The 20,267-nt window shown below is 70.5% G+C and carries 20 protein-coding genes; 8 read left to right on the top strand and 12 right to left on the bottom strand.

Annotation, left to right across the window (positions count from 1 at the left end):
* Nucleotides 1-264: 264 nt before the first annotated feature.
* Together FHS23_RS05300 and FHS23_RS05295 are read right to left on the bottom strand one after the other, a co-directional pair.
* Nucleotides 265-2,229, bottom strand: a complete 1,965-nt coding sequence (locus FHS23_RS05300) for an FUSC family protein (protein WP_183648608.1) — start codon at nt 2,227-2,229, stop codon at nt 265-267.
* Between the two features lie 416 nt (nt 2,230-2,645).
* Complete coding sequence (locus tag FHS23_RS05295; RefSeq protein ID WP_343053654.1) at nt 2,646-3,251, bottom strand: GbsR/MarR family transcriptional regulator; 606 nt, start codon at nt 3,249-3,251, stop codon at nt 2,646-2,648.
* A gap of 117 nt (nt 3,252-3,368) precedes the next feature.
* On the opposite strand from FHS23_RS05295, the gene FHS23_RS05290 reads away from it, so the two are divergent.
* Nucleotides 3,369-4,361, top strand: coding sequence for an ABC transporter ATP-binding protein (locus FHS23_RS05290; RefSeq protein ID WP_183648604.1), 993 nt, complete (start codon nt 3,369-3,371; stop codon nt 4,359-4,361).
* A complete protein-coding gene (locus FHS23_RS05285; RefSeq protein WP_183648601.1) occupies nt 4,358-6,004 on the top strand; it encodes an ABC transporter permease in 1,647 nt (548 codons plus the stop codon). The genes FHS23_RS05290 and FHS23_RS05285 overlap by 4 nt, the downstream gene beginning before the upstream one ends.
* 118 nt (nt 6,005-6,122) lie before the next feature.
* On the opposite strand, the gene FHS23_RS05280 is transcribed toward FHS23_RS05285, so the two are convergent.
* The 3 genes from FHS23_RS05280 to FHS23_RS05270 form a co-directional block, all read right to left on the bottom strand.
* Nucleotides 6,123-6,581: a hypothetical protein gene (locus FHS23_RS05280; RefSeq protein WP_183648597.1), complete on the bottom strand. Its 459-nt coding sequence runs from the start codon at nt 6,579-6,581 to the stop codon at nt 6,123-6,125.
* 193 nt (nt 6,582-6,774) lie between these two features.
* Nucleotides 6,775-7,899: a hypothetical protein gene (locus tag FHS23_RS05275; RefSeq protein ID WP_183648594.1), complete on the bottom strand. Its 1,125-nt coding sequence runs from the start codon at nt 7,897-7,899 to the stop codon at nt 6,775-6,777.
* 81 nt (nt 7,900-7,980) lie between these two features.
* Complete coding sequence (locus tag FHS23_RS05270; protein ID WP_183648591.1) at nt 7,981-8,784, bottom strand: ArsR/SmtB family transcription factor; 804 nt, start codon at nt 8,782-8,784, stop codon at nt 7,981-7,983.
* Nucleotides 8,785-8,907: 123 nt separating this feature from the next.
* Here FHS23_RS05270 and FHS23_RS05265 point away from each other — a divergent pair, with 123 nt between their 5' ends.
* The 3 genes from FHS23_RS05265 (at nt 8,908) to FHS23_RS05255 (ending at nt 11,406) form a co-directional block, all read left to right on the top strand.
* The gene (locus tag FHS23_RS05265; RefSeq protein WP_183648588.1) at nt 8,908-9,174 is read left to right on the top strand and encodes a glutaredoxin domain-containing protein; all 267 of its coding nucleotides are present in this window, start codon (nt 8,908-8,910) and stop codon (nt 9,172-9,174) included.
* A 135-nt stretch (nt 9,175-9,309) separates the two neighbouring features.
* A complete protein-coding gene (locus FHS23_RS05260) occupies nt 9,310-9,789 on the top strand; it encodes a Fur family transcriptional regulator (RefSeq protein ID WP_183648585.1) in 480 nt (159 codons plus the stop codon).
* A gap of 93 nt (nt 9,790-9,882) precedes the next feature.
* Complete coding sequence (locus FHS23_RS05255) at nt 9,883-11,406, top strand: catalase (RefSeq protein WP_183648582.1); 1,524 nt, start codon at nt 9,883-9,885, stop codon at nt 11,404-11,406.
* A gap of 114 nt (nt 11,407-11,520) precedes the next feature.
* Here the strand turns inward: FHS23_RS05255 and catC are convergent, their stop codons facing one another.
* On the bottom strand, nt 11,521-11,796 hold the full coding sequence (catC, locus tag FHS23_RS05250) for a muconolactone Delta-isomerase (protein WP_183648579.1): 276 nt from the start codon (nt 11,794-11,796) through the stop codon (nt 11,521-11,523).
* A gap of 151 nt (nt 11,797-11,947) precedes the next feature.
* Between catC and FHS23_RS05245 the strand changes: the two genes are divergently transcribed.
* Nucleotides 11,948-12,727: an IclR family transcriptional regulator domain-containing protein gene (locus FHS23_RS05245; RefSeq protein ID WP_221218955.1), complete on the top strand. Its 780-nt coding sequence runs from the start codon at nt 11,948-11,950 to the stop codon at nt 12,725-12,727.
* An 18-nt stretch (nt 12,728-12,745) separates the two neighbouring features.
* On the opposite strand, the gene FHS23_RS05240 is transcribed toward FHS23_RS05245, so the two are convergent.
* Nucleotides 12,746-13,432 carry a TetR/AcrR family transcriptional regulator gene (locus FHS23_RS05240; protein ID WP_183648577.1) on the bottom strand — a complete coding sequence of 229 codons (687 nt, stop codon included), beginning with the start codon at nt 13,430-13,432 and terminating at the stop codon, nt 12,746-12,748.
* 132 nt (nt 13,433-13,564) lie between these two features.
* Between FHS23_RS05240 and FHS23_RS05235 the strand changes: the two genes are divergently transcribed.
* A complete protein-coding gene (locus tag FHS23_RS05235) occupies nt 13,565-14,023 on the top strand; it encodes a nitroreductase family deazaflavin-dependent oxidoreductase (protein ID WP_183648575.1) in 459 nt (152 codons plus the stop codon).
* A gap of 115 nt (nt 14,024-14,138) precedes the next feature.
* Here the strand turns inward: FHS23_RS05235 and FHS23_RS05230 are convergent, their stop codons facing one another.
* Genes FHS23_RS05230 through FHS23_RS05220 form a run of 3 tightly spaced genes read right to left on the bottom strand, consistent with a single transcriptional unit; the run spans nt 14,139 to nt 16,868 of the window.
* Nucleotides 14,139-14,741 (bottom strand): LUD domain-containing protein, encoded by a 603-nt coding sequence (locus FHS23_RS05230; protein ID WP_183648560.1) that lies wholly within the window; start codon nt 14,739-14,741, stop codon nt 14,139-14,141.
* Complete coding sequence (locus FHS23_RS05225) at nt 14,734-16,155, bottom strand: LutB/LldF family L-lactate oxidation iron-sulfur protein (RefSeq protein WP_183648557.1); 1,422 nt, start codon at nt 16,153-16,155, stop codon at nt 14,734-14,736. Before FHS23_RS05225 ends, FHS23_RS05230 begins: the two co-directional genes overlap by 8 nt.
* Nucleotides 16,137-16,868 carry a (Fe-S)-binding protein gene (locus FHS23_RS05220; protein WP_183648554.1) on the bottom strand — a complete coding sequence of 244 codons (732 nt, stop codon included), beginning with the start codon at nt 16,866-16,868 and terminating at the stop codon, nt 16,137-16,139. Before FHS23_RS05220 ends, FHS23_RS05225 begins: the two co-directional genes overlap by 19 nt.
* A gap of 298 nt (nt 16,869-17,166) precedes the next feature.
* Here FHS23_RS05220 and FHS23_RS05215 point away from each other — a divergent pair, with 298 nt between their 5' ends.
* Entirely contained in the window at nt 17,167-17,982 is an 816-nt protein-coding gene (locus FHS23_RS05215; RefSeq protein ID WP_183648550.1) for a nitroreductase/quinone reductase family protein, read from the top strand.
* Here the strand turns inward: FHS23_RS05215 and FHS23_RS05210 are convergent.
* Both FHS23_RS05210 and nhaA read right to left on the bottom strand, forming a co-directional pair.
* On the bottom strand, nt 17,969-18,601 hold the full coding sequence (locus FHS23_RS05210; RefSeq protein ID WP_343053651.1) for a class I SAM-dependent methyltransferase: 633 nt from the start codon (nt 18,599-18,601) through the stop codon (nt 17,969-17,971). The two genes, FHS23_RS05215 and FHS23_RS05210, sit on opposite strands and share 14 nt — an antisense overlap.
* 176 nt (nt 18,602-18,777) lie before the next feature.
* Nucleotides 18,778-20,094: a Na+/H+ antiporter NhaA gene (gene nhaA, locus FHS23_RS05205; RefSeq protein WP_183648537.1), complete on the bottom strand. Its 1,317-nt coding sequence runs from the start codon at nt 20,092-20,094 to the stop codon at nt 18,778-18,780.
* Nucleotides 20,095-20,267: the final 173 nt, after the last annotated feature.

Genomic DNA, 20,267 nt, shown 5'->3' with positions numbered 1-20,267 from the left:
CAGCATCGACGGCCCGAGCGCAAATGCTGGCGGGGGTGTCGCGCGAAAAGACCCGAGCGTGTCACAGCGGAATGCCGCGGACTCCGCGCCGCTCACCGGCGGAAACTCCGGAAAACCCGGCGATTCGCCCCGAACGCCGACGACACCGCGGCGAAGCGGGTGGCCCCGGTGATTCACCCGACCGGAGCGGCCACGACGCCGCGGGACTCGCGGCCCGCACATCCCGCGGCCACCGGCCGTGCAGCACCGCCGGGCCCGCACCGGTCACCGCCGCCGGAACCGGAACCGCGGCCGTGACGGATCCGGCCCGCGCACAGCGTCGAAGGCCGCGGCGAGCTGGTCGGTGACGCCCGTGAGCTGGTCGGTATCGGGCAGCTCGACGTCGCCGGGGTCCCGCGCCTGCCGGACGGCGGACGCCAGCTCACCGAGCGCCGCGGTCACGAGGCGGACGTCGGACTCCGCGGGCCGTTCGCCGCCGTGCGAGATCGTCACGACGACGGCCGTGGCGGCATCGGTGACCTGCTCCAACGCCACGATCGCGGGCCACCACGCCGCGGCCTGCCTTCCTGCCTGTGACGGTTCGACGACGAGCTGCTGGAACGCCGTCCGCAGGTCGGACAGCCCGCGGTAGGCGCGCCGTCTGCAGCGGGAGCGCTCCATCCGGTCCTCGCCCGGCGGCCCGAGGCTGACCTCGACGTACCGGGCGACGGTGTCGGCGACGTCCGCGAGCCGACCTCCGACGCGGGGACGCATGCTGCCCGGCCACAGCAGGTAGCCGAAGACGAGCACGATCACGCAACCCGCGACGGTATCGGCGAGCCGGGCGACCACGACGCCCCAGTCGCCGCCGATCGTGAGGTCCATCTGCAGGATGATCAGCGGCGTCACGAACGCGCTGAGGATGCCGTAGTTGCGGACCTTGCCGATGGCGACGCCCGCGCCCATGAGCGCCACGAGCAGGGCGAGCACGACGCCGTGCTCGTCGGCACCGAAGCCGAGGATCGCGGCCCCGATGCCCACGCCGACGACCGTGCCCACGCCGCGCAGCACCGCCCGGCCGAACACCGATCCGAAGTCGGGCTTCAGCACCAGCCCGACGGTGAGCGTGATCCAGTACGAGTTGTCGAGCGGCACGATCAGCCGCGCCAGCTCGGCGAGCGCCACGCACAGCGTCAGCCTGGCCGCCGCGAACCACGTGAGGGGGCCGGACGTGAGCGAGTCCAGCCACTCGCCCAGCTTCGTCCGCCACGGCACCCGGTCGCGGCGGCGCCGTTCCTGTTCGGTGTCGATCCTCGTCAGCGCGTGGTACAGCGCCGCCGCGGGCGAATCGGCGGGTTCGAGGTCGTCACCCACCCCGGGCCGGGCGTGCGGTTCGGGAGGTTCGGGCAGCGGCATGTCGGCCAGCACGGCCGTGGCGAGGTCGGTGAAGTGCGCGATGACCTCGCGTGGCGCACGCTCGCCCGCGTTTACCATCGCGACGGACGCCTCGACGGCCGGGGTCGTCGCCGACAGCAGGTTCAGCAGCCTGCGGTAGGTCGCGTCACGGCCGGACAGCCACGACCGCGCGGTGAGCAACCGGTCGTAGGCGGTGTTCATCGCGGTCGTCAGCTGGGTGCGCGAGGTGAGGGCTGTCGCGTCGTCGGGCGCGGAGTGCATCGCCGCCAGCTCGATGTAGACCTGCGCGACCGCTTTGCGTTCCGGCGACGTCCCGTGCACCGGCCAGCCGGACAGCGCGACGAGCAGTCCCCAGAGCCCGCCGGTGACGACGCACAGCATCGCGACGCGGATGTCCGTGCCCGCCGCGGCCTGGCCGGTGCCGAGCGTGACGAACACGAACAGCTGCAGCGCGGCGAACGACGCGTTGTTGCCGCCCGCGCTGATCAGTGCCGACACGGCCGCGACCGCGACGACCGTCGGGTGCGACAGCCACGGGTCGGCACCCGTGACGAGTCCGATCCCGAACCCGGCGATCGCGGCCAGCACGGTGCCGCCGAGGCGGGTCGCGCGGTATCGGTACGGGCCCGCCACGTCGCCGGTGACCACCGGCAGTACACCCGCGGACACCAGCGCACCGATGGCGGGCGCGCCGAGCAGATAGCCGACGGCGATCGGCACCGAGAACGCCACGGCCGCACGTGCGGCCCCGCTCCACGGAACCGGTGCCGGGTTGGTCCGCAACAGGTGTGCGAGCCAGCGCGGGGCGGGCAGGTCGGCACGGGGCGGGCTCACCCCACCATCTTGACCCGGCACCGCCGCTCCCGAGTAGCGCCCGCAGGGGCGAGATGATCAACACGACGATCACGTGGCGCGCGCAGCACTCGTTCCCACGTCGGCTTGGCACGGAACGTCGGCTGCACGCGCGAGGCGGGTGCGGTCCACCCCACTGTGCGAACCGCACCCGCCTCGCGCGCTCGGTGGTCCGGACCAGCAGCCCACCAGCCCACCCGGTCCGAACCGATTCCCGCGGAACGGATGGCCGACACCCCCAATACGTGTCACCTGACAGCCGGCCAGCCGTGTCCGCGCGCGGGCGACCGCGGGCGGGCGACACTGCCTCCGACCGACTGCACCGCCCTGCGGTTCCATCTCACGACGAGCCGATTTCGCCGACCGCTGCGCGGCTCGACGCGGTGCGGCACCACCGCTCACCGGTCGGCGTTCATGGACTCCCAGCGCGCGAACAGCTTCGGGATCTCCACCACCAGGTAGTCGAGGAAGTCGGCCATGTTGGACAGCCGCACGCCCGCCGGGGTGTCGGGCCCGACCGCCTGTACGCCCTCGCGTGTCGCATCGCGCCACATCTCGAGCATGCGCTCCCGCTTGAGCATCGAGGCGAACCAGAAGTCGTCGAACACGCGGTAGTGGTCGCGGCGCGCCCCCGGTGCCCGCTCCTTGGCGATGAGCCCGGTCTGCTCGAGGTACTTGACGGCGCCCGAGACCGCGGCGGGGCTGACCGACAGCGCCTCCGCGACCTCGGCCGCCGTCATCTCCCCGCTGTCGGACGTCGTCAGGGCGGCGAACACACGCGCGGGCATGCGGGGAAGGCCGATGTTGTTGAGCGTCAGCCCGAGGCTCTCGACGTACTTCGCGACGGCCTCCTCGTCACGAACCCCCGGATCACGAACCCCCGGGTCGCGACCACCCGGCTGCGTCTCGTCACGGGCACCCGTCCCGCCGGGTTCGGTCACCTCGTCGCGGGTGTTCTCGTCACGGGCGTGGGCGTCCTGCTGTCCGATTGACTCGTCGACCACGGGCACATCCTCCCTCACGTGGATCGGGGAACCACACGGCGCGCGTTCCAGGTCTTCACATCGATCATGAATTTTTCAGTATTCACAACTTTGTGAAACAAGTGTACCTTCGAGCGCATGACACACAACGCCGTGAGCTCCGCCCCGAGCGGCGCGACCGCCCACGAGGCGATCGGCGTCGCCGGACTGCGCAAGACGTTCGGCCGCACCACGGCCCTCGACGGGCTCGACCTGCACGTCGAGACCGGCGAGGTGCACGGCTTCCTGGGTCCCAACGGCTCCGGTAAATCGACCACCATCCGCGTCTTACTCGGCCTGTTGCGCGCGGACGGCGGCGACGTCCGGCTCCTCGACGGCGATCCGTGGCGGCAGGCGGCCACGCTGCACCGCAGGCTCGCCTACGTGCCCGGTGACGTGAACCTCTGGCCCAATCTCTCGGGCGGCGAGGTCATCGACCTGCTCGGCAGGTTGCGCGGCGGTCTGGACAAGCGCAGGCGCGCCGAGCTGATCGAGCGGTTCGAACTGGACCCGACGAAGAAGGGCCGCACCTACTCGAAGGGCAACCGGCAGAAGGTCGCGCTCGTCGCCGGGTTGGCCTCGGACGTCGAACTACTGATCCTCGACGAACCGACGTCCGGGCTCGACCCGCTGATGGAGGCCGCGTTCCAGGAGACGATCCGGGAGGTACGCGGCGAGGGCAGGACGGTGCTGCTGTCCAGCCACATCCTCGCCGAGGTGGAAGCGCTGTGCGACCGCGTGAGCATCATCCGCGCGGGCCGCACCGTAGAGACCGGCACCCTCGACGACCTACGGCACCTCACGCGGACGTCCATCTCCGCCGAGCTGGCGGGCCACCCGAACGGCCTGGCGACCCTGCCGCACGTCCACGACCTGCGAGTCGACGGCAACACCGTCCGTTTCGACGTGGACACCGACTCGCTGGACGAGGCCCTGCGGCGGCTCACCGACATCGGCGTGCGCAGCCTGACGAGCACGCCGCCGACCCTCGAGGAGCTGTTCCTGCGGCACTACACCGACGAGCTGCCCGCCACCGAGGCAGAACGTGCCGAAACGGCGGGACGTGAGGAGAAAACGAGGACGGCGCCATGACCGCGAACGTCACCCACGTCCCCGCCACGCACGAGAAGCCGTCACGCACGGCGGGCGCGCTCGCGGGCACGGGGCACCTGGTCCGCCTGGCGCTGCGGCGCGACCGGATCGTGCTGCCCGTGTGGGCGCTGGTGATCGCGTTCCTCGCGGCGTCGGGCGCGAGTGCGTTCGAGGCGCTGTACCCGAACCCGGCCGAACGCGCGGGACTGACCGCGAGCGTGGCGGCCAATCCGTCGTTCGCCATCATGTTCGGCCCGGCCTACGACCTGGAGACCGCGGGCGGGTTCACGGCCTGGCGGTTCGGCACGATCGCGGCGCTGCTGACGTCGCTGATCGCGGCGTTCACCGTCACCCGGCACACCCGCCAGGAGGAGGACACCGGACGGCAGGAGCTCCTGTCCTCCGCGGTGGTCGGCCGCTACGCACCACTGACCGCGGGCGTGACCACGGCAGGCCTGTTCAGCCTGACGACGGGCGCACTGCTGGCCGCGATGGTCACTGGGGTCGGCGCGGACGCCACGGGTTCGGTGGCGTTCGGGGCGGCCGTGGCGCTGTGCGGGCTCGTGTTCACCGGCGTCGCGGCCGTGACCGCCCAGCTCGCGGAGTACTCGCGTACGGCCAACACGCTGGCGGGGTCGACGTTCGGCGTGCTGTTCCTGCTGCGCGCCGCGGGCGACACCTCCGACGCCGAGTGGCTGTCGTGGCTGTCGCCGGTGGGCTGGGTACACCGGGTGCGGGCGTTCGCCGAGAACGAGTGGTGGGTGCTGGCACTGCCTGCCGCGACGACGCTCGGGTTGTGCGCCGCGGCGTACGCGCTGCTGCCGCGTCGGGACGTCGGCATGAGTCTCATCCCGGGCAGGCCGGGACGCGCGACCGCCGGGGCGGGCCTGCGGACGTCGCTGGCGTTGTCGTGGCGGTTGCACCGCGGCGCATTGATCGGCTGGATCGTCGGCTTCGGCGTCATGGGCATGCTGTTCGGCACGCTCGCCTCCGGCGTGGGCGACATCGTCGGCGACAGCGCCGAGATGAAGCGGATGCTGCAGCAGATGGGTGGCGCCCGCGGCATCGAGGACGCGTTCCTGAGCTCGATCACGGGCATGGTCGCCATGATCGGTTCGATGTACGCGGTGCAGGCGACCCTGCGTATGCGCTACGAGGAGACCGCGCTGCGCGTCGAACCGCTGCTCACGACCGGTGTCGGACGGCTGCGCTGGCTCGGCGGGCACCTGCTGTTCGTGCTGGCGGGCACGGCGGCGGTACTCGCCGTGTGCGGCGCGCTGCTCGGCCTCGGGTACGGGTTGAGTTCCGGCGACGTCGGCGGGGAGTGGCCGCGCGTGTTCGGCGCGACCCTCGCCCAGCTGCCCGCGATGTGGGTCGTGGCCGGTGCCGCGGTCCTGCTGTTCGGGCTCGTGCCGCGCGCCACGGTGGCGGCGTGGGCCCTGGCCGCGGCGTTCGTGCTGATCTCCATGTTCGGCCCGATCCTCGAACTGCCCCAGGCGGTACTGAACGTCTCCCCGTTCGCGCACGTACCGCAGCTGCCGCACGCCGAGTTCTCCGCGACCCCGCTGCTGTGGCTGACGGCGACGGCCGCGGCCCTCGTCGCGATGGGCGTGACGGCGTTGCGCAGGCGCGACATCGGCTGACCGCACCCGCGCAGGGCCTGTCGGGGGCCCGCGTCGGCGACAGCAGGGGCCGGTGTCGCCGACGGTGGTGTGGCCGGTCCGGTGTCGGGGCCGGACCGGCCACACCACCCGGCGGGGGTCACCCCGGGTGCACGGTGCCGTGCCGGTCGACCGTGACCGACGCGGCCGGACCGAACGCCGGGCAGTCGTCGCCGTTGGGCCTGACGGGCTCGGGGACGACGGTCACCGGGCCCAGCCGTCGCCCGTCGGCGACGAGCGTGACACGGACCGGTTCCGTCGGCAGTTCCCGGATCTCGGCGAACCCTCGCCGGGGGTCGGACGACCGATGGCGGCTCACCTCGTACTCCCGGCAGGTTCCGTCCCAGCACGCCTCGACGGTCATGTCGCCGGACGCCGGATCGTCACCGGTCGCGGTGGGCGTGCCAGCGGTGGGGACTGTGCCGCCCGGCGCGGTCCCCGCGGGTGATTCCAGGCCGTGAACGCTGATGCCGGGCGGTGAACCGATCGCCGTACAGGTCGGCCCGCTCGAACCGCATCCGCCGACGGCGACGACGGTCAGCAGCCCGGGTATCCACATCCGCCACATGACCACTGGGACGCACCCGAACGCCCATCCGGTTGCAGCACTGCCCGTTCGGTTCGGCACTACCCGTTCGGTTCGGCACTACCCGTTCGGTTCGGCACTGCCCGTTCGGTTCGGCACTGCCCGTTCGTCGCGGTCGGGCCGTCGTGTCGGCCGCTGTACGGCGACCCGGGTAACGCCGGGCCGGTCACTGCTGGTCCGGGTGCGCGTCGGTCACTTCGGCGAGGGCCACCTCGGCCTCGTGGACCCGGCGGTCGGCGGCTTCGAACGCCTTGCGCGCGGCGCGGGCCCGACGGCGCGCCTCCGCCTCGGCGGCCTCGGCCTCCCGGAGTTCCGTCACGGCGTCACCGAGCGCCGTCCGGGCTTCGGCCAGTTCGGCGTTGCGTTGCCTGCGCCGCTCGCGTTGCTCGCGACGTCGTTCCTCGCGGCGTTCCCGTTCCCGGCGTTCCCGTTCCCGCTGTTCCCGCTGTTCCTCCTCGCGGCGTTCCTGTTCCCGCCGTTCCTGTTCCCGGCGTTCCTTCTCCGGCTGGCCTTCCGGGCTGTCCTGCCGTTCCTGTTCGCGGAGCCGGCCATGGCGGTTCCGTTCCCGGCGTTGCTGTTTCTTGTCGCGGTGTTCCCGATCCTGCCGACCGGTCTGTGCGCTCCGATCCGTCCCGCCGGACCGGCTCCCATCCGCGGGTTCCCGGCGTCCGCTCGACCGCTTCCGGCGACTCCGCTCCGCGCCGCCGGCCCGGTCGTCATTGGGCACCTCGTCGTCACTGCGCCCCTCGCGGTGCGTGACAGGTGCAGCCGTTCCCCCACCGTCCACATCGGCCGCGAGCCCGCCTGCCGCGAACGCGTCCCCGGGTTGCAGGGCCGAGACGAGACAGCCACGCGCGACGGCCTCGCCCGCGTCGGCGTCCGTCACGGCGGCGTCGAGGGTGTCGTGGACCTCGCGGGACACCCCGTCCCCGCTGCCGGACGCCTCGAGTTCGGCCGACTCACCGACGAGGGCCCGCCGCCGCTGGGACAACTCCCGAATGCGATCGCCGTCGAGTTCGGCGTGCGCGGAACGCAGTTCGTCGCCGAGCGTGCGGAGCTGCCGCACCTGGTCGGGATGCTCCCGTGCGAACCGGTTCACCCGCGCGGCCGCGACCGTGGGCTTGCGGAGTTTCCGGATCCGCGCCGCCAGTTCGCGGTCGCCGGCAGAACGTGCCCGCTCGTTGCGTGCCTGTGTGAACTCGTCGCGGTCGAGGGCGTACAACTCGGCCGCGACCTCGTTCAGCTCGGCGCCCCCGTCCGCGTCCGTACCGGTCCGCGCCCCGTCGTCCATACGTTCAGCGTGCCGCACTCGCGCGCATCGGCGAAGTTCCGCGAGCACGCGACCCGCGATCGGAGGCCTGTCTCCCCGCCGTCACGTCGCGGGAACGACCGCGCCGGTCTCGAGCACGGTCTTCAGGTCGGCCACGAGCTCCGGCCACCCCTGCGACACCATCCGGCGCATCGTGCTGCCGTCGGGGAACCCGTCGTGCGTGACGGTGAGCCGTACCTTCTCGCCGTTCCCGCCGGCGTCGCCCTGCGGCTCGATCTCGAACGTCACGGTCGACCGCGACTCGGCGGCCAGCGCGTCGAGGACGTCGCCGTCGAGCCCTGCGGAAGCGGCCCACTCCGCGGTGGGGGTGTGCCAGGTGTACGACAGTCGCCGGTACGGCTCAGCCTCGACGACCCGCTGCTCCGGGTCCTCGATACGGTTCCCGCCCTCCAGCCACACCATGGGCGAGCCGGGCCGCCAGTCCGTCTCGAACTCCACACCCCAGTAGCTGCGCGTGAACGCGGGGTCGGTGAGCGCCTGCCACAGCTTCTCCGGCGTGGTCCTGATGTAGGTCGTGTACACGAACGCGGGTTCGCCCATCGGTGCCTCCAGTGCCTGTTTGAGGTCGGCGAGCGCTGCGACCCGCCTGCGGTCGTAGGTGTGGATCCAGCGATCCGAGATCGCATGGATGGGCTCGGCGTTGAGGTAGTGCAGCTTCTCCCGGCCCCGGCGAACCGTGGTCACGAGATTCGCCTCCTCCAGCACGGCGAGGTGTTTGCTCACCGACTGGCGAGTCATGTCCAGCTGCGCGCACAGCTCCCGCAACGGCTGCCCGTTGCGGGCGTTGAGACTGTCCAGCAGTCGGCGCCGCCCCGGATCGGCCAGCGCCTTGAAGACCTCGTCCATCCGCCCCCGTCCCAATACGCAACCAATCGACTGCCCTTTTACGATAGGCAGCCGTTCGGTTTCCTGTCAATCTGCGTCACATCACCGACCGACTTCCCGGAGGAGCGACGTACCGTCGGAGACGTGGCGATTGACGAGATCGAGTTCTACTGGCGACCCGGCTGCCCGTTCTGCATGATGCTCGAGGCCCAGCTGGACGCGACCGACCTGCCCGTCCGCAAGATCAACATCTGGGAGGAGCAGGGTGCCGTCGAACGCGTACGCGCGGCCGCGGGCGGCAACGAGACCGTGCCCACCGTGTACGTCGGCGAGCGCTCGCTCGTGAACCCCGGCATGGCCGAACTCGAGGACCTCGTCCGCTCCGAAGCACCCCGACTCCTCGGCGAGTAACCCTTGTTTCCAGCCGACGGGGGCACCGGTTACGCCCCGTCGGCCCGGACGCCCTCACGGGGCACGCCGAGGCTTTCTCCGCGAGTCACGGACACGCCGGTTTGACCGCATCCAGTTCGGGTAGTCCACCCAGTGATGGATGCAGGTACACAACCGGACGTCGCCGAGCTCCTGCGCTCGGTCGGATTGCGCGTCACCGGCCCGCGCCGACGTGTACTGAGCTGGCTCGAACACCACCCGCACTCGACGGCGGACGCCGTGTGGGCGGGGGTGCGCGGCCAACCCGCGTCGGTGTCACGCCAGGCGATCTACGACGTCCTGCGCGCCTGCGAGGAAGCCGGTCTGGTTCGTTCGATACAACCCGCCGGCCACGCGGCGCGGTACGAACGCCGCGTGCACGACAACCATCACCACCTCGTCTGCCAGTCATGTGGGCGGACGGAAGACGTCGACTGCGCCGTCGGCGCGACGCCGTGCCTCACCCCGAGTGATTACCGCGGATACGACATATCTCAGGCCGAGGTCATGTTCTGGGGTCTGTGTCCTGCGTGCAGGCAGCGACGACAGGCCGAACGCGCCGCGGCCGAACAGGCTCCCGTTCCCCACGGTGGCTGACCCGGCGGCGACACGGACGCCAGGGGCCGGCCGAGGAGCTCCGCGTAACCGACACGGCAGCGCAGGCGACGCGACGAGGAGGAACCGAGGAACATGGCCGCACCCACCAACCGCCCCGCCACCACCACCGACGCAGGCATCCCCGTCGAGAGCGACGAACACTCGCTCACCGTCGGTGCGGGCGGGCCGATCCTGCTTCAGGACGCCTATCTCATCGAACAGATGGCGCAGTTCAACCGCGAACGCATTCCGGAGCGACAGCCGCACGCCAAGGGCAGCGGCGCGTTCGGGCGCTTCGAGGTCACGAACGACGTCAGCCAGTACACGAAGGCCGCCGTGTTCCAGCCGGGCGCCAAGACCGAGATGATGGCGCGGTTCTCGACCGTCGCGGGCGAACGCGGCAGCCCGGACACGTGGCGTGACCCGCGCGGTTTCGCGCTGAAGTTCTACACCTCGCAGGGCAACTACGACATGGTCGGCAACAACACGCCGGTCTTCTTCGTCAAGGACCCGATGAAGTTCCAGCACTTCATCCGGTCGCAGAAGCGCCGCGCCGACAACAACCTGCGCGACCACGACATGCAGTGGGACTTCTGGACCCTCTCACCGGAGTCGGCGCACCAGGTGACCTGGCTGATGGGCGACCGCGGCATCCCGCGCTCCTGGCGTCACATGAACGGCTACACGTCCCACACGTACATGTGGATCAACGACAAGGGCCAGGAATTCTGGGTCAAGTACCACTTCAAGACCGACCAGGGCATCGAGTGCTTCACCCAGCACGAGGCCGACCAGATGGCCGCTGCGGACACCGATTACCACACGCGCGACCTGTTCGAGCACATCGCGGCGGGCGACCATCCGAGTTGGACACTGTACGTGCAGATCATGCCGTACGAGGACGCGAAGACGTTCCGGTTCAACCCGTTCGACCTGACGAAGGTGTGGCCGCACGGCGACTACCCGCTGATCGAGGTCGGCCGCATGACGCTGGACCGGAACCCGACGGACAACCACGCCGAGATCGAACAGGCCGCGTTCCAGCCCAACAACCTCGTGCCCGGGATCGGGCCCAGCCCCGACCGGATGCTGCTGGCGCGGCTGTTCTCCTACGCCGACGCCCATCGCGCGCGGATCGGCGTGAACTACCAGCAGATCCCGGTGAACGCGCCGATCGTGCCACTCGAGTCGTATTCGAAGGACGGCACGATGGCGTACCGCAAGGTGACCGACCCCGTGTACGCGCCGAACTCGAAGGGCGGAGCCGCCGCGGACTCCGAACGGCACTCGCCGCCGACGTGGTACGCCGACGGTGAGATCACGCGCGCGGCCTACGTGTCGCACGCCGAGGACGACGACTGGACCCAGCCCGGCACGCTCGTGCGTGAGGTCATGGACGACGCGGCCCGCGACCGGCTCGTCGACAACGTCGTCGGACACCTGCTGAACGGCGTCACCGAACCCGTGCTGGAGCGCGCGTTCGAGTACTGGAAGAACATCGATCCGACCGTCGGCAAACGCATCGAGGACGGTGTGCGCTCGAAGCAGAACGAGACGGACCCGAAGGCCCACGAGCAGGCCAACCCGGCACGCAGCACCATGCAGCAGAAGGCCTGAACCGGACACGGAACGGGCCCGGACCTCCCCTCGGGGAGCCGGGCCCGTTCTCGCGTGCCGACCGGCCGTCCGTCGCGTTCCGACTCTCGGCCGCGCCGGCTCACGGCTTCGAGGTCAGATGGCGGAAGGGTGCCGCGTCAGCGCCTTGACCTCGATGTCCATGTACGGGAACAGCGGCAGGTTCGACAGGATGTCGTGCAGCTCGTCGCCGGACGGGACGTCGAAGATCGACACGTTCGAGTACTGGCCGACGACCCGCCACAGATGCCGCCACGTGCCGGCGCGCTGCAGCTCCTGCGCCATGGCCTTCTCGTCGGCCTTGAGCTTGGCCGCCTTCTCGGGGTCCATGTCGGGCGGCAGATTCACCTGCATCTCCACGTGGAACAGCATCGGGTTCCCTCCTGCTCGGGCCGGCCGCGATCCGCCGGCGGGGACGACTCAGCGCAACCGAACTTGACACGTCCGGCAGGCCACCGCACAGTACCGAGCAGTCGGATAGCGAACAACTCATACGCAATGCGTCCGCGAAGGGAGGTCGGCCGTGGTGAAAGCACCGGAGGACAAGGACTACGTACAGTCGCTCGAACGCGGACTCGCGGTCATCCACGCGTTCACCGATCACGGGCCGCACCTCACCCTGGCGCAGCTCGCCCAGGCCACCGGCCTGTCACGGCCGACCGTCCGCCGCGTCGCGCTGACACTCGAACGGCTCGGCTACCTCCGCACCGACGGCCGCGAGTTCGCGCTCACGCCGCGCGTGCTCTCGCTCGGTGACGCCTACCTGTCATCACTGAAACTCACCGAGGTCGCCCAGCCGCACATGGAGAACGTCACGAAGGTCACCGGGCACACGTGCTCGATGGCCGTGCTCGACGGCGACGACGCCGTGTTCGTCACGCGCGTGCCGTCACGGCAGGTCATGCGGCATACGCTCACCACGGGCACCCGCCTTCCCGCATACGCGACGTCGATGGGCCGCGTACTCCTCGCCGACCTGCCCGATCACGAGCTGGACGCGTTCCTCGCCCGCGCACCGTTCCCCCGCCTGACGGCGAGCACGAAGGTCACCGCCGAGGAGCTGCTGTCGGCGCTCAGCACGACGCGCGCCCGCGGCTGGACCCTCGTCGACCAGGAATTCGAGGAGGGCGTGCGGTCGTTCTCGGCGCCGGTCCGCGACGCCCGCGCGACGACGGTGGCGTCGCTGAGCATGTCGGTGCGCGCGGACGAACTGAGCGTCGACAAGATCCACCACGAACTCCTGCCCGTGGTCAGCGAGGCCGCCGTCGAGATCAGCAAACAGCTGGGAGCACCCGGCTCCTGACCCCCTTGCCGGAACGGGTCAGCCGAGGCCCGCGGTACGGAGCTGCAACTCGACGGCGCGCGCGAAGTAGGCATCGGCCGGGTCGAGTGTGTTGGCGAACTGCCCGGTGAACTCGAGCGCCACGGTGCCGAACAGTTGGGTCCACGCATCGACGGCCCGGAGCACGACAGCGTCGGGCAGATCGCCCAGGCCGAGCGCCTCGGCGATCGTCCGTGCCTGACCGCGTAACGTCTCGTCCAGCTGGTCATCGGTGGCGGCCCCACCCGCATGCCACGCGTCGTGGGCGATCCGGAGGAAAGCACCGGGGACGCGACCTCCCGGCGCGATGGTGTCGTGCGGCGCTCGATAGCCGGGCACGGGCGTGCCGTAGAGCAGGGCGTACTCGTGCGGATGGGTGTGCGCCCAGGTTCGCAGCGCGTTGGCCGCCGCGCGCCACCGTTCGGCCGGGCTGCCGCCGCCGGCCGACGCCTTGTCGAGCGTGTCGCCGAGCACGTTGTAGGCGTCGACGATGAGCGCGGTGAGCAACTCGTCGCGACTGGGGAAGTAGCGGTACAACGCGGACGAAACCATGCCGAGCTCCCGCGCGACTGCCCGCAGCGACAGGCCGTTCGCGCCCTTGTCGGCGAGCTGCCTGCGGGCCTCGTCCTTGATCTCGGCCGTCAGTTCGGCGCGGGCACGTTCCCGTGCTGTGCGATGGGCGGGCATGGCGCGATCGTGCCACATCCGCGAACACCGGACCACAACGAGAGCACCGCTCTTGCTTTTCGTCGCATTCGGGAGCATCCTGTAAACGAGAGCAGCGCTCTCGATTCAGACGACCGATCTTGAGGAGCATTCGTGGCCGAGAACGTGCGCTACCTGGAGCCGACCCGATCCGCGGTGGCGTTCAACGCCGTCGTGGCACGCCTGACGCGCGTGGGCGTCAGCCTGTGGGGCAGCAGGGTGCTGTCGATACGTGGCCGGAAGACAGGGGAATGGCGATCGGTGCCCGTGAACCTGCTGGTCATCGATCGAGAGCGATACCTCGTGGCCGCCCGCGGACACACGCAGTGGGTGCGGAACCTGCGGTCGGCGGGCGAGGGCACACTCCGCGTCGGCCGCAGGGTCGAGTGGTTCGAGGCGGTCGAACTCGACGACGAGCAGAAGCCGTCGATCCTCCGTGCCTACCTCAAACGATGGGGCTGGGAGGTCGGCGCGTTCTTCGACGGAATCGACGGGAAATCGTCGGACGCCGACCTGCTCGCGGCCGCGCCGGGCGTACCCGTGTTCCGGATCGCTCCCCACCAGGCCACCTGACCACGCCCCGAAACCCGCAACACGGTCCCCGAAGTCCGCAACACGGTCCCCGGAACCCGCAACACGGCCCCCGGAATCGGCAACACGGGGGCCTGTGCGCAGAACACGCGGGGGGTCAGTGGACCAGGAGGACTTCCAGCGTGCGCGGGCCGTGGACGCCTTCGACGCGGTCGAGTTCGATGTCGCTGGTGGCGGACGGGCCGCTGATGAACGTCAACGGGCCGGCGGGGTCGAGTCGTTCGATCGCCTCGGGCACGCTCACCACGATCTGGTCGGCGTGCACCACGCACAGGTGGTAGTCGGGCACGAGCGTCAGCACGCGCCTGCCCTGCGCGCGGCCGGCGTCGAGCACGATGGTTCCGGTCTCGGCGATCGCGACGGCACATCCGCTCAGCACGCCGGCCGCTTCCTCCAGATCGGACACTCCGAGCGGCGGATCGTCGGACAGCCACGACACCCCGGGGACCCGCCATTCCCCCGGGACGTCCGGCGGCGCGACGATCGTTCCGCGGCCGTCGAGTCGTTCCGCGATCCGGTACGGCAGTTCCCGCGTGGCCGCCCGGTGCACGGTCGCCTGGTAGTCGGCGATGCGTTCGGCCAGCAGGGCGACGGGGTCGTCGGCGTGACGCTGCCGCTGGTAGTCCCGGGGCACCTGCGGTGACACGGGGCGGTCGACGGCCCGGATGCGGCCGAGGATCTCGTCGCGCGCACTAGCCACGGTTGCGCCTCCACCAGGAGCGCAGCGATTCCTTCGGTACCACGGGCGCGTCACGGGTGTCCGTCCACTTCGAACCGGGCCACGGCAGCGACGACAGGTTGCCTCCGCGCGCCAGCAACCGCGTGAGCGAACCGGCCTTCTGCGCGGCCTCGTACCGCCTGCGACTACCGAACACCCACGCGGCCGCCGACATCGCCATCGCCTCGGGCGTCCGCTTTCCCTTCGCCTCCACCACTTCCGCGCGCAGGTGTGTCAGCACCTCCGGGATGTTGATCCGAACAGGACAGACCTCGTAGCAGGCTCCGCACAGCGACGACGCGTACGGCAGGGACGCGGCCTGTTCGTCGTGCAGATCGCCCGCCAGCTGCGGGGCGAGGATCGCGCCGATCGGGCCCGGGTACACCGACCCGTACGCCTGCCCACCCGTGCGCTCGTACACCGGGCAGACGTTCAGGCACGCCGAACACCGGATACACCGCAGCGCCTGCCGCCCCACCTCGTCGGCCAACGTCGATGTGCGGCCGTTGTCCAGCAGCACCAGGTGGAACTTCTGCGGACCGTCGCCGGGCGTCACGCCGGACCAGATCGACGTGTACGGGTTCATCCGTTCCGCCGTGGACGATCGTGGCAGCAGCTGGAGGAAGACCTCCAGGTCCTGCCAACGTGGCAGCACCTTCTCGACGCCCATCACGGTGATCAGCGTTTCCGGCAGGGTCAGGCACATCCGGCCGTTCCCCTCGGACTCCACCACGACGATCGACCCCGTGTCGGCCACGCCGAAGTTCGCCCCGGAGATGGCGACTTTGGCGGACAGGAACTTGCGACGCAGGTACGTGCGGGCGGCCTCGGCGAGCGCGCGCGGGTCGTCGGAGTCCGGCGGTTCGGGCATCTGCGCGAAGATCTCCTTGATCTCCGCACGGTTGCGGTGGATCGCCGGGACGAGGATGTGCGACGGCCTGTCGTCCCCCAACTGGACGATCACCTCGGCGAGGTCGGTCTCGATCGCGTTGACCCCGCCGTCGGCGAGCGCCTCGTTGAGCCCGATCTCCGCGGTCGCCATCGACTTGACCTTGACGACCTCGTCGGCGTTCTCCTGCTTCACGAGGTCGAGCACGATGCGGTTGGCCTCCTCGGCGTCACGCGCCCAGTGCACGACGCCGCCGCGTTCGGTGACGGCGGATTCGAGCCGTTCCAGGTAGGTGTCGAGGTTCGCCAGCACGTCGTCCTTGACGGCCTCGCCCGCCCTGCGGAGCTGCTCCCAGTCGTCGAGTTCCGCGACGGCCGACTCGCGCTTGCCCCGGATGGTCGTGGTGGCTTTACGGAGGTTGCCGCGCAGTTGCGTGTCGCCCAGTGAACGGCGGGCGGCGTCGGGGAAGGTCGGGCTTCCCAGCCATGTCACGGGGTTGCGACCCACGGCTCCTCCTGTGTACTCGCCAGAATCTCGGCCAGGTGCACCGGGCGGACCCCCGCCTGCAGGCGGGACAGGCCGCCGCCGATCTGCATCAGGCACGAGTTGTCGCCCGCGGTCACGACCTGCGCGCCGGTGTCCTGCACGCACCGCATCTTGTCCGCGAGCATGGCGGTCGAGGTCTCGGCGTTCTTGAGAGCGAACGTGCCGCCGAAACCGCAGCACTGCTCCGCCTGCGGCAGCGGGATCAGCTCCAGTCCGGAAACGGCGCGCAGCAGGCTCAGTGGCTTGTCACCGACGCCGAGCATGCGCAGCGAGTGGCACGTCGGGTGGTACGTGACGCGGTGCGGGAAGTGCGCGCCCACGTCGACGACCCCGAGCACGTCCACCAGGAACTCGCTCAGCTCGTACGTGCGCTCCACGGCGGGCGACGTGCCGCACAGCGTGGGGTGGATCTCCCGCACCATGCCCGCGCACGAACCCGACGGTGCCACCACGTAGTCGTAGCCGTCGAACACGTCGGCGTAGGCCCGTGCCATCGGCCGGGCCTGCTCGGCGTAGCCGGTGTTGAAGTGCATCTGCCCGCAGCACGTCTGGTCCAGCGGGAAGTCGACGTCACAGCCGAGCCGTTCGAGCAGGCGCACCATGGCCTTGCCTGTCTCGGGAAACGCCGTGTCGGTGAGGCACGTGGGAAACAGTGCGACGCGCGTTCCGCTCATGCGCGGGCCGTCCCGTCCTCAGTGGACACCGGCCTTCGCATTCCGTCGCCGTTCTGCACGACCTCGAGCCTACGACCTGTGCCGCTCGGATGCGAGCGTTGCGCGCCGCGGAACGCTTCCGCTAACGTCGGGCCGGTGACTGCCGGGTCGGCCATGCGTGGCCACGCACCAGAGAGGTTCCCGGCCACCACGTGATCGCGTGGCGGGCCCGGAGCTGTTCGCCACCTCGGGCCCCGCCGCGACGCACTGCTTTTCGACGGTTCGCATCCTCGACCCTCACTCCGAAAGCAGTGCGTACATGAACTTCCACCAATCCGTCATCGACGAGTTCCGCGGCAACCAGGGCCGCGTCGGCGGCATGTTCGCCGACGCCAGGCTGTTGCTGCTCACCACGACCGGCGCGAAGAGCGGCCTGCGGCACACCAGTCCGCTGGGCTATTTCCCGGACGGCCGGCGCCTGCTGGTGGTCGCGTCCGCCGCGGGCTCGGACAAGCACCCCGACTGGTTCCACAACATCAGAGCCGACCCGAGCGTGACCGTCGAGGACGGCACGTTCACCTACGACGCCCACGCCGAGGTACTCGACGGCGAGGAGCGTGACACGGTGTTCGCCCGCCTCGTCGAGGCCGAGCCCGGCTTCGACGACTACCAGCGCAAGACCTCACGGGTGTTGCCCGTCGTCGCGCTGTCGCCCGCCTCCGACGGCCCGCCCGGCGGTGGTTCGCTCGCGGACGTGCTGGTCGGCATCCATGACGGCTTCCGACGTGAGCTCGCGCTGATCAAGAAGGAGCTGGCCGGGTCGGGGCCGTCGCTGGGGGTGCAGCTGCGGGTCAACTGCATGACGCTGTGCCAGGGCCTGCACAACCACCACGTCGGCGAGGACAAGGGCCTGTTCGAGGCCATCGGCGCCAGGCATCCGGAACTGGCCGCCACCCTCGCACGGTTGCGCCGCGAACACGAAGCGGTCGCGGACCTCACGACCGCGATTCAGGCGGCAGTCCGTGAGGAGTCCCGGGACACCGCGCGCGCCGAGGTCGAACGGCTCGCCGACGCACTCGAACGCCACCTCGATCACGAGGAGGAACAGCTCCTGCCTGTACTCAGGGCGATGTGACGGGGCCCGCCGTGGCCACGAGCCGTTCGACGAGGCCCGCCTTGAACCGCTCGCGCTCGACGACGTCGAAGCCGTGGCCAGCGAGCAGCTCGAACGGCCTGCGGAGAAAGTGTTCGCCCGCCTGCCGGACGGTGACGGTTTCCAACAGCCGCTGCAGCAACCGGACGACCCGCGAGCTGCCCGCGACGTGGTCGACGAGGATCAGCCGCCCACCGGGCCGCAGCACCCGCGCCATCTCGCCGAGCGCGGCGTCGTGGTCGGGGATGGCGCACAGCCCGAAGGTGCAGACCACCGTGTCGAACGACGCGTCCGGTGACGGCAGCCGCTCGGCGCCCGCCTGCCGGAGGGCCACGTCACGACCGAGCTGCGAAGCCCGGCTTCGCGCGCGGTCGAGCATGCCAGAGGAGATGTCGATGCCGGTGAGCCGCGTGCCCTCGGGGTACAGCGGCAGGTTGAGGCCGGTACCGACGGCTACCTCGAGCACGTCGCCCCGCGCCCGCGACACCGCCCAGGTGCGCGAATCGCCGACGAGCCTGCGGTCCCAGGCGGTCATCTGCCGGTCGTAGTCGCCGGCGTGTTCGTCCCAGTACCGCTGCCAACGCGCGCTGTCGGTCGTCACCCCGCGAGTGTGCCGGACCGGGCCGCCGACGGCGAACGTTGCGGCGACGCAGCGGTGCGAGGCGGAGCGGCCCCCGACACACCCCGGCCCCCGACACACCCCGGCCCCCGACACACCCGGCCGCAGACACACCTCGGCCCCGGGGAATGCGGATTCCCCGGGGCCGAGGCCTACGGTCACGTCGACGAGTCGTCGCGTCCGGTCTGGTAGACGTCCGGCACGCCGTCGGCGTCCTCGTCGCGGTTCTCGAACTCGTGGATCCGCTTGTACACGCGGTTGCGTGCCCGGAGCACGGCCGTACCCAGCAGGGCGGCCAGGATCGAACCGGAGAGGATCGCGATGCGGACATGGTCGTCCTGTGGTGTACCTGCACCGAAGGCGAGTTCGCCGATGAGCAGACTCACCGTGAAGCCGATACCGCCGAGCAGGGCGAGTCCGACGGCGTCGACCCAGTTGAGGCCTTCGGCCATGCGGCCCCCGGTGAGCTTCGTGGCGAGCCACGTACCGCCGACGATGCCGATGGTCTTACCGAGCACGAGACCGGTCATGACGCCCAGCGAAACCGGCTCCTGCCAGGACTCGATCAGGCCCGAGAACCCGCCGATCGGCACGCCGGCCGCCATGAAGGCGAAGATCGGCACGGCGACACCCGCCGACAGCGGGCGGAAGCGGTGCTCGAAGTGCTCGGCGAGGCCGGGACCGGCGTTCGGGCCTCCCGCCTTCTCGCTGCGGATCACCGGAACGACCATGCCGAGCGCGACACCCGCGATGGTCGCGTGCACACCGGACGCGTGGACGAGCGCCCAGGTCACGATGGCGAGTGGCAGCAGCAGGTACCACGAGCGCACCCGCTTCTGCACCAGGAACGTGAAGATGCCCAGCGGGACGAGCGCGAGCAGCAGCGGAACGATCGCCAGGTCGTCGGTGAAGAAGATCGCGATGATCATGATCGCGATAAGGTCGTCGACGACCGCGAGCGTCAGCAGGAACATGCGCAGCGCGGCGGGCAGGAACGGCCCGGCGACCGCGAGGATGGCCACCGCGAACGCGATGTCCGTGGCCGTCGGGATGGCCCAGCCCTCCATCGCGCCGCCGACGTTGAAGGCGACGTAGATCAGGGCCGGAGCGATGACACCGCCGACCGCGGCGACGACCGGCACGATCGCCTTGCGGATGTCCCGCAGGTCACCGGCGACGAACTCGCGTTTGAGCTCGAGGCCGACGACGAAGAAGAAGATCGCCAGCAGGCCGTCGGCGGCCCAGTGGGAGATCGTCAGATCCAGGTGCAGCGACTCGGGGCCGATCTTGTACGTCACCATGGACTGGTACGCCTCGGACCAGGGCGAGTTCGCCCAGATCAGCGCGAGCACGGCGCCGATGATCAGCAGCGCGCCGCCGACGGTCTCCTTGCGCAGGATGTCACCGACACGGCGGGTCTCCGACCACGATCCGCGACCGAACGTGTCGTAGTCGTGGGAAGACGATTGCGACATTCACACTCCAGGGAAGGCAGCGGTAAAGACCATTGCCGACCAGACTTCCCGGCGCACCTGGCCGCCAGGATAGTGGCCGCGCACAGGAACACTAGCCCCTCGACGGCGTCTCGGCCGAGCGCGGACTACTGCGGGTTGACACGGTGACCAGGTCTTTTCGGCGGCTGTCAACG

Source organism: Prauserella isguenensis (assembly GCF_014191605.1).
Taxonomy (GTDB): Bacteria; Actinomycetota; Actinomycetes; order Mycobacteriales; family Pseudonocardiaceae; genus Prauserella; species Prauserella isguenensis.
The sequence above is the reverse complement of the archived record's forward strand: the minus strand, read 5'-3'. Positions and strand labels throughout refer to the sequence as shown.

Excerpts from the sequence above, each read along its gene's own strand:
- FHS23_RS05290 (WP_183648604.1), top strand. The coding sequence starts at position 3,369 with ATGACACACAACGCCGTGAGCTCCGCCCCGAGCGGCGCGACCGCCCAC.
- FHS23_RS05285 (WP_183648601.1), top strand. The coding sequence starts at position 4,358 with ATGACCGCGAACGTCACCCACGTCCCCGCCACGCACGAGAAGCCGTCA.
- FHS23_RS05280 (WP_183648597.1), bottom strand. The coding sequence starts at position 6,581 with ATGTGGATACCCGGGCTGCTGACCGTCGTCGCCGTCGGCGGATGCGGT.
- FHS23_RS05275 (WP_183648594.1), bottom strand. The coding sequence starts at position 7,899 with ATGGACGACGGGGCGCGGACCGGTACGGACGCGGACGGGGGCGCCGAG.
- FHS23_RS05270 (WP_183648591.1), bottom strand. The coding sequence starts at position 8,784 with ATGGACGAGGTCTTCAAGGCGCTGGCCGATCCGGGGCGGCGCCGACTG.
- FHS23_RS05260 (WP_183648585.1), top strand. The coding sequence starts at position 9,310 with ATGGATGCAGGTACACAACCGGACGTCGCCGAGCTCCTGCGCTCGGTC.
- FHS23_RS05255 (WP_183648582.1), top strand. The coding sequence starts at position 9,883 with ATGGCCGCACCCACCAACCGCCCCGCCACCACCACCGACGCAGGCATC.
- catC (WP_183648579.1), bottom strand. The coding sequence starts at position 11,796 with ATGCTGTTCCACGTGGAGATGCAGGTGAATCTGCCGCCCGACATGGAC.
- FHS23_RS05240 (WP_183648577.1), bottom strand. The coding sequence starts at position 13,432 with ATGCCCGCCCATCGCACAGCACGGGAACGTGCCCGCGCCGAACTGACG.
- FHS23_RS05220 (WP_183648554.1), bottom strand. The coding sequence starts at position 16,868 with ATGAGCGGAACGCGCGTCGCACTGTTTCCCACGTGCCTCACCGACACG.
- FHS23_RS05215 (WP_183648550.1), top strand. The coding sequence starts at position 17,167 with ATGAACTTCCACCAATCCGTCATCGACGAGTTCCGCGGCAACCAGGGC.
- nhaA (WP_183648537.1), bottom strand. The coding sequence starts at position 20,094 with ATGTCGCAATCGTCTTCCCACGACTACGACACGTTCGGTCGCGGATCG.